Source organism: Octadecabacter temperatus (assembly GCF_001187845.1).
Classification (GTDB): Bacteria; Pseudomonadota; Alphaproteobacteria; order Rhodobacterales; family Rhodobacteraceae; genus Octadecabacter; species Octadecabacter temperatus.
The window spans coordinates 1,906,823-1,919,508 of sequence record NZ_CP012160.1 but is presented as its reverse complement, the minus strand read 5'-3'; the positions used below and the strand labels follow the sequence as shown (position 1 = coordinate 1,919,508).

16 protein-coding genes are annotated in these 12,686 nt (G+C 58.0%); all 16 read left to right on the top strand.

Annotated elements, in window-relative coordinates; all coding sequences use genetic code 11:
• Positions 1 to 127 precede the first annotated feature (127 nt).
• The 16 genes from OSB_RS09620 (at position 128) to OSB_RS09545 (ending at position 12,650) form a co-directional block, all read left to right on the top strand.
• The gene (locus OSB_RS09620; RefSeq protein WP_049834793.1) at positions 128 to 1,309 is read left to right on the top strand and encodes a phage portal protein; all 1,182 of its coding nucleotides are present in this window, start codon (positions 128 to 130) and stop codon (positions 1,307 to 1,309) included.
• Positions 1,302 to 1,520, top strand: coding sequence for a GTA head formation protein, RCAP_rcc01685 family (locus OSB_RS09615; protein WP_049834792.1), 219 nt, complete (start codon positions 1,302 to 1,304; stop codon positions 1,518 to 1,520). Before OSB_RS09620 ends, OSB_RS09615 begins: the two co-directional genes overlap by 8 nt.
• An 11-nt stretch (positions 1,521 to 1,531) precedes the next feature.
• Positions 1,532 to 2,074: an HK97 family phage prohead protease gene (locus tag OSB_RS09610; RefSeq protein WP_049834791.1), complete on the top strand. Its 543-nt coding sequence runs from the start codon at positions 1,532 to 1,534 to the stop codon at positions 2,072 to 2,074.
• 39 nt (positions 2,075 to 2,113) lie between these two features.
• The gene (locus tag OSB_RS09605; RefSeq protein ID WP_049834790.1) at positions 2,114 to 3,301 is read left to right on the top strand and encodes a phage major capsid protein; all 1,188 of its coding nucleotides are present in this window, start codon (positions 2,114 to 2,116) and stop codon (positions 3,299 to 3,301) included.
• Positions 3,302 to 3,472: 171 nt separating this feature from the next.
• Positions 3,473 to 4,072: a head-tail connector protein gene (locus OSB_RS09600; RefSeq protein WP_049834789.1), complete on the top strand. Its 600-nt coding sequence runs from the start codon at positions 3,473 to 3,475 to the stop codon at positions 4,070 to 4,072.
• Positions 4,072 to 4,407 carry a head-tail adaptor protein gene (locus tag OSB_RS09595; RefSeq protein WP_049834788.1) on the top strand — a complete coding sequence of 112 codons (336 nt, stop codon included), beginning with the start codon at positions 4,072 to 4,074 and terminating at the stop codon, positions 4,405 to 4,407. The genes OSB_RS09600 and OSB_RS09595 overlap by 1 nt, the downstream gene beginning before the upstream one ends.
• Complete coding sequence (locus OSB_RS09590) at positions 4,404 to 4,814, top strand: DUF3168 domain-containing protein (RefSeq protein ID WP_049834787.1); 411 nt, start codon at positions 4,404 to 4,406, stop codon at positions 4,812 to 4,814. Before OSB_RS09595 ends, OSB_RS09590 begins: the two co-directional genes overlap by 4 nt.
• A 51-nt stretch (positions 4,815 to 4,865) precedes the next feature.
• Entirely contained in the window at positions 4,866 to 5,282 is a 417-nt protein-coding gene (locus OSB_RS09585; protein WP_049834786.1) for a phage major tail protein, TP901-1 family, read from the top strand.
• Positions 5,282 to 5,620, top strand: coding sequence for a gene transfer agent family protein (locus tag OSB_RS09580; protein WP_049834785.1), 339 nt, complete (start codon positions 5,282 to 5,284; stop codon positions 5,618 to 5,620). The genes OSB_RS09585 and OSB_RS09580 overlap by 1 nt, the downstream gene beginning before the upstream one ends.
• Positions 5,617 to 5,820: a rcc01693 family protein gene (locus tag OSB_RS09575; RefSeq protein WP_049834784.1), complete on the top strand. Its 204-nt coding sequence runs from the start codon at positions 5,617 to 5,619 to the stop codon at positions 5,818 to 5,820. The genes OSB_RS09580 and OSB_RS09575 overlap by 4 nt, the downstream gene beginning before the upstream one ends.
• On the top strand, positions 5,813 to 6,472 hold the full coding sequence (locus tag OSB_RS09570; protein ID WP_049834783.1) for a phage tail tape measure protein: 660 nt from the start codon (positions 5,813 to 5,815) through the stop codon (positions 6,470 to 6,472). Before OSB_RS09575 ends, OSB_RS09570 begins: the two co-directional genes overlap by 8 nt.
• 14 nt (positions 6,473 to 6,486) lie before the next feature.
• Positions 6,487 to 7,119 carry a DUF2460 domain-containing protein gene (locus tag OSB_RS09565; protein WP_049834782.1) on the top strand — a complete coding sequence of 211 codons (633 nt, stop codon included), beginning with the start codon at positions 6,487 to 6,489 and terminating at the stop codon, positions 7,117 to 7,119.
• Positions 7,116 to 8,000, top strand: coding sequence for a DUF2163 domain-containing protein (locus OSB_RS09560; RefSeq protein ID WP_049834781.1), 885 nt, complete (start codon positions 7,116 to 7,118; stop codon positions 7,998 to 8,000). The genes OSB_RS09565 and OSB_RS09560 overlap by 4 nt, the downstream gene beginning before the upstream one ends.
• Before the next feature lie 2 nt (positions 8,001 to 8,002).
• The gene (locus tag OSB_RS09555; protein WP_143831239.1) at positions 8,003 to 8,434 is read left to right on the top strand and encodes an NlpC/P60 family protein; all 432 of its coding nucleotides are present in this window, start codon (positions 8,003 to 8,005) and stop codon (positions 8,432 to 8,434) included.
• 17 nt (positions 8,435 to 8,451) lie between these two features.
• Complete coding sequence (locus OSB_RS09550) at positions 8,452 to 12,354, top strand: baseplate multidomain protein megatron (protein ID WP_049834779.1); 3,903 nt, start codon at positions 8,452 to 8,454, stop codon at positions 12,352 to 12,354.
• Complete coding sequence (locus OSB_RS09545) at positions 12,354 to 12,650, top strand: DUF7742 family protein (RefSeq protein ID WP_049834778.1); 297 nt, start codon at positions 12,354 to 12,356, stop codon at positions 12,648 to 12,650. Before OSB_RS09550 ends, OSB_RS09545 begins: the two co-directional genes overlap by 1 nt.
• Positions 12,651 to 12,686 lie beyond the last annotated feature (36 nt).

Sequence of the window (12,686 nt, the reverse complement as noted above, 5' to 3'; positions counted from 1 at the left end):
ATAAAGGCGTTCGCAATGTGTTGCGCGGCCATCGAACGGTGGGTTTTCATCTTCGTAAGACATTTAGTTGAAATTGTATCGTGTTGGATCGGACGCCACTGAACAGGCGGCACCAGAGGGGATTTGAATGTTTGATTTTCTGAAGCGGCAAGATGCGGCGCAGGCCGATGTGCCTGAAGTAAAAGCGTCTGCCACGGGTAAGGTTGCGGCGTGGGGGTCTGTGGGGCGCTCTGTTTGGGGCGCGCGGGACAGCGCGACGTTGACCCGGTCTGGCTTTACGTCAAACCCAGTGGGCTTTCGTGCGGTGAAGATTATTGCCGAAGCTGCGGCGGCATTGCCGTTGGTTTTGCAAGACGCTGAGCGCCGTTATGACACGCATCCAGTGTTGGACTTGATCCAGCGCCCGAATGGGGCGCAGGGGCGTGCGGAATTGTTTGAAGCGCTGTTTGGACAGTTGTTGTTGACGGGTGACGGATATGTTGAGGCCGTAGGGGGCGAGGATACGCCACTTGAGCTGCATGTGCTGCGTTCTGATCGCATGACACTGGTTCCTGGCGCGGATGGTTGGCCTGTGGCCTATGATTATACGGTTGGCGGACGTAAGCACCGTTTTGCCGTGGGCGAGGGGGCGTCGCCGATTTGTCATGTGAAATCGTTTCACCCGCAAGATGATCATTATGGGTTGTCCCCGATGCATGCGGCGGCGACGGCGTTGGATGTGCATAACGCGGCTTCGCGGTGGTCGAAGGCGCTGCTGGACAATGCTGCGCGGCCTTCTGGGGCGATCATTTACAAAGGCGCGGATGGCCAGAGCCAGCTTTCAACGGATCAATATGATCGTTTGTTGATGGAGATGGAGACGCAGCACCAAGGGGCCAAGAATGCGGGGCGTCCGATGTTGCTGGAAGGTGGGCTTGATTGGAAGCCGATGGGTTTTAGCCCGTCAGATATGGAGTTCCAGAAAACCAAAGAAGCAGCTGCGCGTGAGATCGCGATTGCCTTTGGGGTGCCGCCGATGCTGCTGGGGATTACTGGGGACGCGACATACGCGAATTACCAAGAGGCGAACCGTGCGTTTTATCGTTTGACGGTACTGCCATTGGTGACCCGTGTGGCCGGCGCGATTGCGGATTGGTTGGGGGACTTCACCGGAGAGCGGTTCGATTTGAAGCCGGACCTAGACCAAGTCGCCGCATTGTCTGTTGAGCGGGATGCCCATTGGAAACGTGTTGCTGGGGCTGCGTTCCTGACGGATGCGGAGAAGCGCAACTTGCTTGGCTTGCCGAGCCTTGAGGTTGGCGATGGCTGAGGTGCGCGAGACGTTTGAGTGCGGACCAAGCCTGCGCATTGATGCGCAAGAGCGGATGTCGGCGCTGCAGTTTGCCCAACTCAACACGCAGCTGGGCAAGATCGAAGCGATGATGGAACGGCTGGAGAGACGGTTGTGGTTGACGGTTTATGGCGTGGTGGGCGTGATTTTGGCCCAAGCGTTTCAATCCGTCCTGACCGTAACGCCCTGAAAGGAATTGAGATGACTTTGGAACATAAATTTATCGCCCTTGGTGATAGTGTCGCCGTTGAGAACGGCATTGAGATCAGCGGTTATGCGTCGCTGTTTGGTAAGGCGGACCAGGGCGGCGATGTGGTTGAGACTGGCGCATATGCTGCGTCATTGGATCGTCTTGCGGGCAAAGGTGGCCGTGTGAAAATGCTGTGGCAGCATGATCCGGCGCAACCGATTGGCGTGTGGGATGAGGTGCGCGAGGACGCGGCTGGCCTATACGTTAAGGGACGCATTTTGCGCGATGTCGAGAAGGGTCGAGAGGCCGCCGCCCTGATTGAGGCGGGCGCGATTGACGGCTTGTCGATTGGCTACCGCACGGTGCGGGCCACAAAGAACACTTCGGGCGGACGCCTGTTGTCAGAGCTGGAGCTATGGGAGGTGTCTTTGGTGACCTTCCCGATGCTGCCGGATGCGCGGGTGGGGGCGAAGGGGGACAACCCTGTAGACCACGCCATGCGCGAATTAGCGGGGGCGTTTGAGGATGCCCGCGCTGTGCTGGGCCAACGTTAAGGCGCGGCGTTTCCACCCATAGATCAAAAGGATCGAGATATGACTAAACCTGAGTGCAAGGCTCGGGACGGGGAAGGTGCGCCCTCTCCGGCCCATGAGTTGAAGGCCGCGATGGCGGGCTTTGTGAGCGACTTCAAAGATTTCACGACTGATATTCAAACCAAGCTGAAAGAGCAGGACGACCGTATGACCAAACTTGACCGTAAATCCATGATTTCTGGCGCACGCCCTGCGCTGGCCACTGCTGCGTCTGTTGAGGCGCCACACCAAAAGGCGTTTGAAGCCTACCTGCGTTCTGGTGAGGACGATGGTCTGCGTGATCTGCCAATGGAAGGTAAGTCCATGTCCACGGCAGTGGCTGCTGACGGTGGTTACCTTGTGGATCCGCAGACCTCTGCGACGGTTCAATCCACGCTGGCTGCGACGGCATCTATACGTGCGATTGCCAATGTGGTGAACGTTGAAGCCACGTCCTACGATGTACTGATCGATCACACTGAAATGGGTGCAGGTTGGGCGACTGAAAACGACCCGAGCACTGAAACTGGCACGCCGCAGATTGATCGTATTACGATCGCCCTGCACGAGCTTTCTGCGCTTCCAAAAGCATCCCAGCGTTTGCTGGATGATAGCGCGTTCAACATTGATGAGTGGCTTGCGGGCCGTATCGCAGACAAGTTTGCACGTTCCGAAGCGGCTGCATTTGTGAATGGTAACGGTGTTGATAAGCCGACTGGTTTCCTGACAGCGCCACAGGTCGACAATGACGTATGGGTTTGGGGTAACCTTGGTTACGTCGTGACGGGCGCTGATGGCGATTTCAATGGTGCCGATAGCCTGATCGACCTCGTCTATGGCCTCGGTGCGGAATACCGTGCGAATGGTACGTTCGTGATGAACTCCAAGACAGCGGGCGCTGTGCGCAAGCTGAAGGACAATGACGGTCGTTTCTTGTGGTCCGATGGTCTGGTCGCTGGTGAGCCTGCACGTCTTCTTGGCTACCCAGTGCTGATCGCGGAAGACATGCCTGATATTGGGACAGACGCGACTGCGATTGCGTTTGGTGACTTTGGCGCGGGTTACACCGTGGCTGAACGTCCTGACCTGCGCGTCCTTCGTGACCCGTTCAGCGCCAAGCCACACGTGCTGTTCTATGCAACCAAGCGCGTTGGTGGTGCGGTGTCTGACTTCGCAGCGATTAAACTTCTCAAGTTCGGCCTTTCCTAAGGGCTGAGGGGGACGGACGCGGGGATACCCCTCGCGTCCGTGGTCCGGACGTGTGCGTGACGTGAGTTAACCCTTGCGTTGTCCAGCTGCTTCCTTCCGTCCGAGCAATGCGAGGGCTGGCATACGTCCGGGCATTTTGACGAATTTTCAAGCCGATTTCGGAGTTAATCCATGATGTTGATCGAAGAAACCACAGTGCCAACGGGCGCCTTGCCGGTTGCCTTTTTCAAAGAACACCTGCGCCTTGGATCGGGGTTTTCCGATGATGGATTGCAGGACGACCTATTAGAAACATTCCTACGCTCGGCGTTGGCCGCGATTGAGGCGCGCACGGGTAAGGCATTGATTGAACGTACCTTTAGCTGGAGCGTGACCCAGTGGCGCGATGCAAGCGCACAGGCGCTGCCGATTGCCCCAGTGAGCGCGATTGTTGATGTCGTGATGGTGGATCGCGGCGGTGCAGAAAGCCCGGTTGATCGTGAAGCGTATTACTTGCGTGCAGATATGCAGCGTCCTGTGATGGCGGCGGTTAGTGCGTCTTTGCCAAGCATTGGCCAGACGGATAGCGCACGCATTCGCATGCTTGCTGGTTTTGGCCCTGACTGGAGTGATGTGCCTGCAGATTTGCGTCAGGCGGTTTTGTTGTTGGCGGCCCATTACTACGAATTCCGTCACGAGGTTCAGTATGACGGCGGCTGCATGCCATTTGGCGTAAGCGCGTTGATTGAGCGTCACCGCACGCTTCGCCTATTGGGTGGAGGGGCCAACTGATGGCCCCGCGTTTAAACCGCCAACTGGTGCTAGAGGCCCCGACGCAGGCCAGCGATGGCGCGGGGGGATACACCCAAGGTTGGACGGCGCTGGGCACGCTCTGGGCTAGCGTTACGGCACGCAGCGGGCGTGAGGCGGCAGGCATTGCCGCACCGCTAAGCCGCGTGGCCTACAAGATAATCGTGCGTGCGGCCCCGCCGGGTTCAGACGCGCGCCCTTTAGCAAACCAGAGATTTCGGGATGGCGACCGGACGTTCGTGATTTTGGCCGTGGCCGAAGACGATGCGGATGCGCGTTACCTGAATTGCACAGCGCAAGAGGAGACAGTGGCATGAGTTACGGAGTTTCAGCGGCACTGCAAACGGCGATCTATCAGGCGTTGGTTGCGGATGCGACGTTGGCCGGATTGGTCGGAACAGACATTTACGATGCTTTGCCAACGGGCACTTTGCCATCGCTTTACGTGGCCCTTGGGCCTGAGTTGGTGAAGGACATGTCCGACAAAACCGGCGGCGGTGCGGTGCATGAATTCACCGTGTCAGTGGTGACCGATAACGCAGGGTTTGCAACGGCGAAACAGGCGGCGACCGCAGTGTCTGACGCGCTGGTGGATGCTGATTTTCCGTTAAGCCGCGGCACGTTAGTTGCCCTGAATTTTTACCGCGCAAAGGCGGTGCGCGTTGGCACGGCGGACGAGCGACGGATTGATTTGACGTTCAAAGCAATCGTTCAAGACACGTAGATCGCGTTCCTTAGGAGCGATTAATTTTCAAACACTTACGGAGTATTTCTCATGGTAGCGCAAAATGGCAAGGATCTGTTGATCAAGATCGACATGACAGGTGGTGGCCTGTTTGAAACAGCAGCAGGACTGCGTGCGACACGAATCAGTTTCAACGCGGAAACCGTTGATGTGACGTCGTTGGAAAGCACAGGCGGCTGGCGCGAAGTGCTGGGCGGTGCAGGCGTAAAGACTGCATCGATCAGCGGGTCTGGCGTGTTTAAGGACGACAGCACGGATGAGCGTGTGCGTCAGATTTTCTTTGATGGTGAGACGCCAGACTTTCAGGTGATCGTGCCAGACTTTGGCACCATTGAGGGGCCGTTCTTGGTCAGCTCGATCGAATATGCGGGTTCGCACAACGGCGAGGCCACCTACGAGATGTCGCTGACATCTGCAGGCGAGATCACCTTTGTGGCCTTCCCGTAATGGAAGCGAGCACGCCGCATAATCCCCCTCACAATCCATGGGCGGGCGAGGTTTCGCTGGTTGTCGATGGGCAGGCTTACGCGTGCAAATTGACGCTGGGTGCCTTGGCCGAACTGGAAGCGGCGCTTGGGGCGGACACGCTGGTTGAGCTGGTCAAACGGTTCGAAAGCGGCGCGTTTTCCACCCGTGATGTGTTGGCACTAATCGTTGCGGGTTTGCGTGGCGGCGGTTGGCAGGGATCTGCGCGGGACATGGTTGGTGCGCAGATTGAGGGCGGCGTTGTGCGGGCGGCTGAAGCTGCAGCGCAATTGCTTGCCCGCGCGTTTGCAGCCCCATGAATGGGTTTGATTGGCCCGGATTAATGCGTGCTGGAATGTGCGGGTTGGGGCTGAAACCCCATGAATTCTGGGCGCTTACCCCGGCGGAATTGTGGCTGCTGCTCGGGCCTGAAGCGGGCGAGATGCCGATGAATCGTGGGCGGCTGGATGATCTGGCTTCGCGGTTCCCTGATCAAGAAAGTGGAGATGAGGATGGATGATATTGACGGTTTGGACGCGCTGGAATCCGAGGCTAAAGCACTCGAGCAAACGTTGGGGTCGGTCACGGCAATGACGGATGCGTTTGACGTGCAACTGGGGCGCATGAAGGCGACCTTGGGTGATACGACGCGCGATTTGGGCAATCTGGAGCGCGGGTTTTCGGGCGGATTGCGTAAAGCCTTTGACGGGTTGGTGTTTGATGGCCGGTCTTTGTCGGATGCATTAGCGACGGTGGGCGAAGCGATGTCGCGCACGGTTTACAACAACGCGTTGAAGCCTGTGACGGATCACTTTGGCGGGCTTTTGGCGGGGGGCGTGAACTCCCTCGTTTCGAGCATGATGCCGTTTGAGCAAGGCGGTGCATTTAGCCAAGGCCGCGTGACGCCGTTTGCAAAAGGCGGTGTTGTGTCGGGGCCGATGAATTTTCCGATGCGCGGTGGCATGGGGCTGATGGGCGAAGCAGGGCCGGAGGCAATTATGCCACTGACGCGGGGCGCTGACGGAAGCCTAGGCGTGAAGGCGCAAAGCGGGCAGGCCGTGAACGTCACAATGAATATCAGCACACCAGATGCGACGAGCTTTAAGCGCAGCCAGAGCCAGATCGCGGCATCGATGAGCCGTGCTTTGGCCAGTGGCCAACGCAACCGTTAGGAAGGATTTTGACGATGAGTTTTCATGAAGTTCGGTTTCCGACGAGTTTGAGTTTTGGCGCTTTGGGTGGCCCTGAGCGACGCACGGAAGTGGTGACGCTGGCCAACGGGTTTGAAGAACGCAATACGCCCTGGGCGCATTCGCGTAGGCGGTATGATGCGGGGATGGGATTGCGATCTTTGGACGACGTTGAGGTGCTGGTGGCCTTCTTTGAGGCGCGTCAGGGGCAGATGTTTGGGTTCCGCTGGAAGGACTGGTCTGATCACAAATCCGCAGTGCCGAGCCGAGCGAATACGGGTGACGACCAGTTGCTTGGGATGGGCGACGAGGAGCGTACAGAGTTTCAAATCGTCAAGAACTACGCCTCTGGGACCGCGAGTTATGCGCGTCCGATCACCAAACCTGTGTTTGGAACTGTGCTGGTATCCGTAAGTGGTGATCCGCAAGTTGAGGGTGTCGATTATAGCGTTGATATCAACACAGGGATCGTGACGTTCACCCATCCGCCGGACCATCAGGCAGAAGTAACCGCAGGGTATGAGTTTGACGTGCCGGTTCGTTTTGACGCTGACAGCATTGTAACATCAATGGCGACGTTTAAGGCAGGCGAAGTCCCCGATGTGCCTGTGGTTGAGGTGCGGGTATGAGCGCGTTTCAAGACCATTTGGAAACGGGTGTCACGACGCTTGCGCGGTGTTGGGCCGTGGTGCGCCGTGATGGGCGCGTGTTCGGGTTTACCGACCATGACCGCGCATTGAGCTTTGACGGAATGACGTTCAAGGCGGATGCAGGGATGACAGCGCGCGCGATTATGTCGGGGACTGGTTTGTCGGTCGATAACTCTGAGGCGATGGGCGCGTTGAGCGATGCTGCTATCACGGAGGCCGATATCGAGGCGGGCCGGTTTGACGGTGCCGAGGTGAAAGCGTGGATGGTGAACTGGGCGGATGTGGAAACGCGGACGTTGCGGTTTGCGGGCACGATCGGTGAATTGCGTCGATCTGGTGGCGCGTTTCATGCGGAATTGCGTGGGCAGACCGAGCTGCTCAATCAACCGCAAGGGCGGGTGTATCAAACGCCGTGTTCGGCCATTTTGGGCGATACTGCTTGTGGGCTTGATTTGGGCGCTGACGGATACTCGATTGAGGTGCCTGTTGAAGCACTGATCGAACAGCGCCGGTTTACCTTCGCGGATCTGAACACGTTTGAACCCGCATGGTTCGAGCGCGGGCGTTTGCGAGTGTTGAGCGGTGCGGCCGAGGGGCTTGTTGGGTTGATCAAACGGGACAGGTTTGTTGACGGCGTTCGCGAGGTTGAAGTTTGGGAGGCGTTTCGCACGGCGATTGAGGCGGGTGATACGATCCGGATTGAGGCGGGGTGTGACAAGCGTTTTGAAACCTGTCGCACGAAGTTCAACAACTTGCTCAACTTCCAAGGTTTTCCGGACATTCCTGGGGATGACTGGCTGGTCAGTGCTCCGATTAGTAGTGGTCAGAACGCGGGTGGCAGTCTGCGGCGTTGGTCGTGAGCGTGGCACAGGTAGTGACATTGGCGCGCGCGTGGATCGGGACGCCTTACGTCCATCAAGGGGCGCGGCGGGGGGCGGGGTGTGATTGCCTTGGATTGTTGCGTGGCGTCATGGCGGAGGCGAGAGGCAAGCCGTTGCAATCGGTACCAGCCTACACGCCCGACTGGTCGGAACCGCAAGGCGACGAGGTGCTATGGACCGAGGCGGCGCGCCAACTGATCGCCAAGCCGATTGAACACGCCGAGGCGGGCGATGTTTTGTTGTTTCGTATGCGGCAGGGCGCAGTCGCCAAACACGTTGGGTTGCAGGCTGAAATTGGCCTGAGGTCTACATTTATTCATGCATATCAGGGTCATGGCGTGCGAGAGAGCGCGTTTTCCACGCCTTGGCAGCGGCGCCTTGTGGCGCGGTTCGCGGTTCCTGATTTCACCTAGAACAAAGGCTTTTCATCATGGCAACGATTGTACTTTCAGCGGCAGGTATGGCGCTTGGCGGAACTATGGGCGGCACCGTTCTGGGGCTTGGAATGGGCGCGATTGGGCGTGCGGTGGGTGCCACATTGGGGCGCGTGATTGATCAGCGCATCATGGGCGCTGGCAGTGAAACCGTTGAAACGGGCCGCGTTGATCGCTTTCGTTTGACGGGCGCCAGCGAGGGGGCTGGCATGTCGCGACTTTACGGGCGCATGCGGATCGCTGGACAGGTCATTTGGGCGACGGAGTTTGTTGAAACCTCCACCACGACGGGTGGCGGGAAGGGCGGTTCGAGCACGCCTGCGACGAAGACCTTCAGTTATACAGTTTCCCTCGCGATCGCGTTGTCTGAGGGCGAGATTTCACGTGTTGGCCGCGTTTGGGCGGACGGGGTTGAGATCGCCCGTGATGATCTGAACATGCGCGTTTATTCGGGCGCGGACGACCAGTTGCCTGATCCAAAGATGGAAGCGGTTGAAGGCGCGGGGCAGGTTCCGGCCTATCGCGGAACGGCCTACGTCGTGTTGGAAGATCTGGAGCTTGGGCAATTCGGAAACCGTGTGCCGCAATTCTCGTTTGAGGTGATGCGCCCCGGGCAAGGGGACGATGCGGTTCATTCCGATCTTGGTTCGCTTGTGACGGGTGTCGCGTTGGTTCCGGGGACGGGGGAGTATTCACTCGCAACGACTCCTGTGACGATTTCCAAAGGCTTTGGGCAAGTTGAGTCCGCGAACGTCAACACGCCGTCGGGGAAAAGCGACTATTCGGTGGCTGTTGAGGCGTTGGAAGAAGAGCTGCCCAATTGTGGATCGGTAACAATGGTGGTGTCGTGGTTTGGCGATGATTTGCGTTGTGGTGATTGCACGATCAAGCCAAAAGTTGAACAAACCACAGCGGATGGCACGGAAATGGCGTGGTCGGTTTCGAGTGTTGCACGCGCGGCAGCCGAGGTAGTGCCGATGGAGGCCGGTCGTCCTGTCTATGGTGGCACCCCTGCGGATGACGCGGTTGTGGAGGCTTTGCGCGATCTGTCTGCACGCGGGCAAAAGGCGGTGTTCTATCCGTTCATTTTGATGGAGCAACTGGACGGGAATACCTTAATCGATCCGTGGACCGGAAGTGCAGGGCAGCCGCGCCTTCCTTGGCGCGGACGGATTACGACGTCTTTGGCTCCGACACAGGCGAACACACCGGACCAAACGGTAACTGCTGATGCAGAAGTTGCGGCGTTTTTTGGCGCTGCGCAGGCCAGTGATTTCGCCACTGTCGGCGACAAAGTTGTCTACAGCGGTCCGAATGAGTGGTCCTATCGTCGCTTCATTTTGCACTACGCCCACTTGTGCGCATTGGCAGGAGATGTTGACGCGTTTTGCATCGGGTCTGAGATGCGATCTTTGACGCAAATTCGCGGGGCATCTGGGTTTCCTGCGGTGCAGGCGTTGATTGATCTGACGGCAGATGTGCGGACGATATTGGGGCCGGACGTCAAGATCGGCTATGCGGCAGATTGGTCGGAATATCACGGCTACCAGCCTAGTGGCACGGCGGATAAATTGTTCCACCTAGACGCGCTTTGGGCGGACCAAGAGATTGATTTCATTGGTATTGATAACTACATGCCACTGTCTGATTGGCGCGAGGGCGAAGACCATTTGGACGCGGATTATGGGTCCATCTACAACCTTGATTACCTTGGTGCGAACGTTGAGGGGGGCGAAGGGTATGATTGGTATTACCACTCATCCGAGGCTGCAGATGCACAAATTCGCACGCCGATTACCGACGGTGAAGGGGAGCCTTGGATCTGGCGCCATAAGGACATCCGCAACTGGTGGATGAATGCTCACCATGAACGGGAAGGGGGCGTAAGGGCAGCATTGCCGACCGCATGGGAACCGGGTTCAAAACCAATTTGGTTTACCGAGGTGGGGTGCGCAGCGGTTGATAAGGGCACCAATGAACCCAACCGTTTCGTTGATCTGAAGTCATCAGAGTCCGGGCTGCCACGGGCGTCAAACGGTATCCGTGACGACTACATTCAGATGCAATACCTGCGCACGTTGTTTTCCCACTACGCTGACCCTTCGTTGAACCCGACATCACCCGTGACGGGCCTGCAAATGGTCGATCCTGAGCGTATCCATGTTTGGGCATGGGATGCGCGGCCGTTTCCGGCGTTTCCGGGCAACGGGGAACTGTGGTCTGACAATGTTAACTATGCACGCGGACATTGGATTAACGGACGTGCAGCGTCGCGACCATTGTCGTCTGTGGTGGCTGAGATTTGCGAAAATGCGGGGGTTACGGCCTATGACGTTAGCGCGTTGCATGGCGTTGTGCGGGGCTACGGTGTCGAGGATGTGGCGACAGCGCGGTCCGCCTTGCAGCCACTTATGGTGGCTTATGGTTTTGATGCGATTGAGCGGGACGGGGTGTTGGTGTTCCGCACCCGTGGCGCGCGCTTGGACGCTGACATCGATGCAGGGCAACTGGTTTATGAGGATGACGCCGAGGGCGCGATTGAGCTAACGCGCAGCCAAGAGGCCGAGGTATCGGGCCGCGTGCGTGTCGGGTTTGTTGAATCGGATGCTGATTATGAGGTCCGCACGACCGAGGCCACGTTCCCTGATGAGGAGGGGCAGACGACGTCCACCTCAGAATTGCCGCTGGTTTTGACCAGTGCCGAGGGCCAACGCATTGCAGAACGTTGGTTGTCTGAGGCGCGTGTGGCGCGGGATACGGCACGGCTGACCCTGCCGCCGTCCATGATGAGTGTGGGCGCTGGGGATGTCATTCGTCTACCGGACGAGCATGGAGATGGGCTGTTTCGGGTTGATCAATCAGACCAAACGGATCGCCAAGCGCTTGAAGTCGTGCGGATCGAACCTGCGATCTATGAACCCCAAGACGTTACTGAAACGAGCTTCGATTTGCGCAGCTTCGTGCCCCCAGTCCCAGTTGAAATGATGTTGATGGAACTGCCTTTACTGAGCGGCGACGAAGACCCAGTTGCACCCTACGTAGCGGCGTCTGGTGTGCCGTGGCCTGGCAGCGTGGCGCTTTACTCTGCCACGCAAGATTCCGGTTACGGGTTGAACCGATTGCTGACGTCGTCGTCCACGATTGGGTTGACGCAAACCGATTTGCCCAAAGCCTGCGTAGGTCTTTATGACCGCGGGCCTGCGTTGCGAGTGCAAACCATTCGCGGAGACTTGCAGTCGGTTTCACTGGATCAAGTCTTAGGCGGTGCGAACTTTGCCGCGATCGGGGATGGCAGCAGCGACAATTGGGAAGTTTTCCAGTTTGCAGAGGCCGAAATCGTGGATGAAAACACCTTTGAGGTGAGGATGCGATTGCGTGGGCAGGCAGGGACGGGTGGTCTGATGCCGGATCAATGGCCGGCGGGGTCAGTGTTTGTGTTGCTGAATGGCGTGCCAGAGCAGATCGAACTGGCGAGTTCTGCGCGCGGGGTCACGCAACATTTCCGCTATGGTCCCGGAACGCGTCCGCTGAGCGACCCGAGTTACCAGCACCGCGTTGATGCGTTTTCTGGCGTTGGATTGCGCCCTTATAGCGTTGCGCATTTGCGGGCCGCGACAGATGGCGGCGCGCTTGATGTAACATGGGTGCGCCGCACGCGTCTGGAAGGCGACAGCTGGGAGACTGAGGATGTACCGCTGTCGGAGGCATTTGAGCGGTACCGAGTACGTGTGTTCAAAGACGGCGTGCAGGTGCGGCAAGTGACAGTAAGCCAACCGAACTGGACCTACACGGCTTTCATGCAAGCACTCGATGGTGCCGGCGAGACCTATATTGAGGTTGCTCAGGTGTCGGAAACTTATGGCGAAGGGCTGGTGAACGGGCTCAGGCTGGGGGCGTAATGCGCAGTGTTGGGCTAACGGACTTGGACCTTGCTACAAGGGCTTTACTGGCTGTGCCACGCACTGCTTGGGCGGAATTGGCTGCTGAACTGATCGCGGACGCGCATACTGCCGACCTGTGGCGCAAACGGTTTAGAAACGCGCACCCAAATGGTGGGACAGGCTCGCTTTATGCGCAAGCGAGCCTTTATCCGCGCGCGGGGAGCGCCCAAAGTAGCGCGTTGTATTGTGCCGCGCTCAGTACGATTTTGTGCGCGCTCGATGCGTGGCGCAAACGCCTTCATTCGCAATTGTGATCTTTCATTTCACGGGTTTATTCTTGGAGATTCCAC

Bases quoted from the DNA above. Each gene is read 5' to 3' on its own strand.
- OSB_RS09615 (WP_049834792.1), top strand. From the start codon at position 1,302: ATGGCTGAGGTGCGCGAGACGTTTGAGTGCGGACCAAGCCTGCGCATT.
- OSB_RS09580 (WP_049834785.1), top strand. From the start codon at position 5,282: ATGGAAGCGAGCACGCCGCATAATCCCCCTCACAATCCATGGGCGGGC.
- OSB_RS09560 (WP_049834781.1), top strand. From the start codon at position 7,116: ATGAGCGCGTTTCAAGACCATTTGGAAACGGGTGTCACGACGCTTGCG.
- OSB_RS09590 (WP_049834787.1), top strand. From the start codon at position 4,404: ATGAGTTACGGAGTTTCAGCGGCACTGCAAACGGCGATCTATCAGGCG.
- OSB_RS09550 (WP_049834779.1), top strand. From the start codon at position 8,452: ATGGCAACGATTGTACTTTCAGCGGCAGGTATGGCGCTTGGCGGAACT.
- OSB_RS09575 (WP_049834784.1), top strand. From the start codon at position 5,617: ATGAATGGGTTTGATTGGCCCGGATTAATGCGTGCTGGAATGTGCGGG.
- OSB_RS09545 (WP_049834778.1), top strand. From the start codon at position 12,354: ATGCGCAGTGTTGGGCTAACGGACTTGGACCTTGCTACAAGGGCTTTA.
- OSB_RS09585 (WP_049834786.1), top strand. From the start codon at position 4,866: ATGGTAGCGCAAAATGGCAAGGATCTGTTGATCAAGATCGACATGACA.
- OSB_RS09570 (WP_049834783.1), top strand. From the start codon at position 5,813: ATGGATGATATTGACGGTTTGGACGCGCTGGAATCCGAGGCTAAAGCA.
- OSB_RS09600 (WP_049834789.1), top strand. From the start codon at position 3,473: ATGATGTTGATCGAAGAAACCACAGTGCCAACGGGCGCCTTGCCGGTT.
- OSB_RS09605 (WP_049834790.1), top strand. From the start codon at position 2,114: ATGACTAAACCTGAGTGCAAGGCTCGGGACGGGGAAGGTGCGCCCTCT.
- OSB_RS09565 (WP_049834782.1), top strand. From the start codon at position 6,487: ATGAGTTTTCATGAAGTTCGGTTTCCGACGAGTTTGAGTTTTGGCGCT.
- OSB_RS09595 (WP_049834788.1), top strand. From the start codon at position 4,072: ATGGCCCCGCGTTTAAACCGCCAACTGGTGCTAGAGGCCCCGACGCAG.
- OSB_RS09610 (WP_049834791.1), top strand. From the start codon at position 1,532: ATGACTTTGGAACATAAATTTATCGCCCTTGGTGATAGTGTCGCCGTT.
- OSB_RS09620 (WP_049834793.1), top strand. From the start codon at position 128: ATGTTTGATTTTCTGAAGCGGCAAGATGCGGCGCAGGCCGATGTGCCT.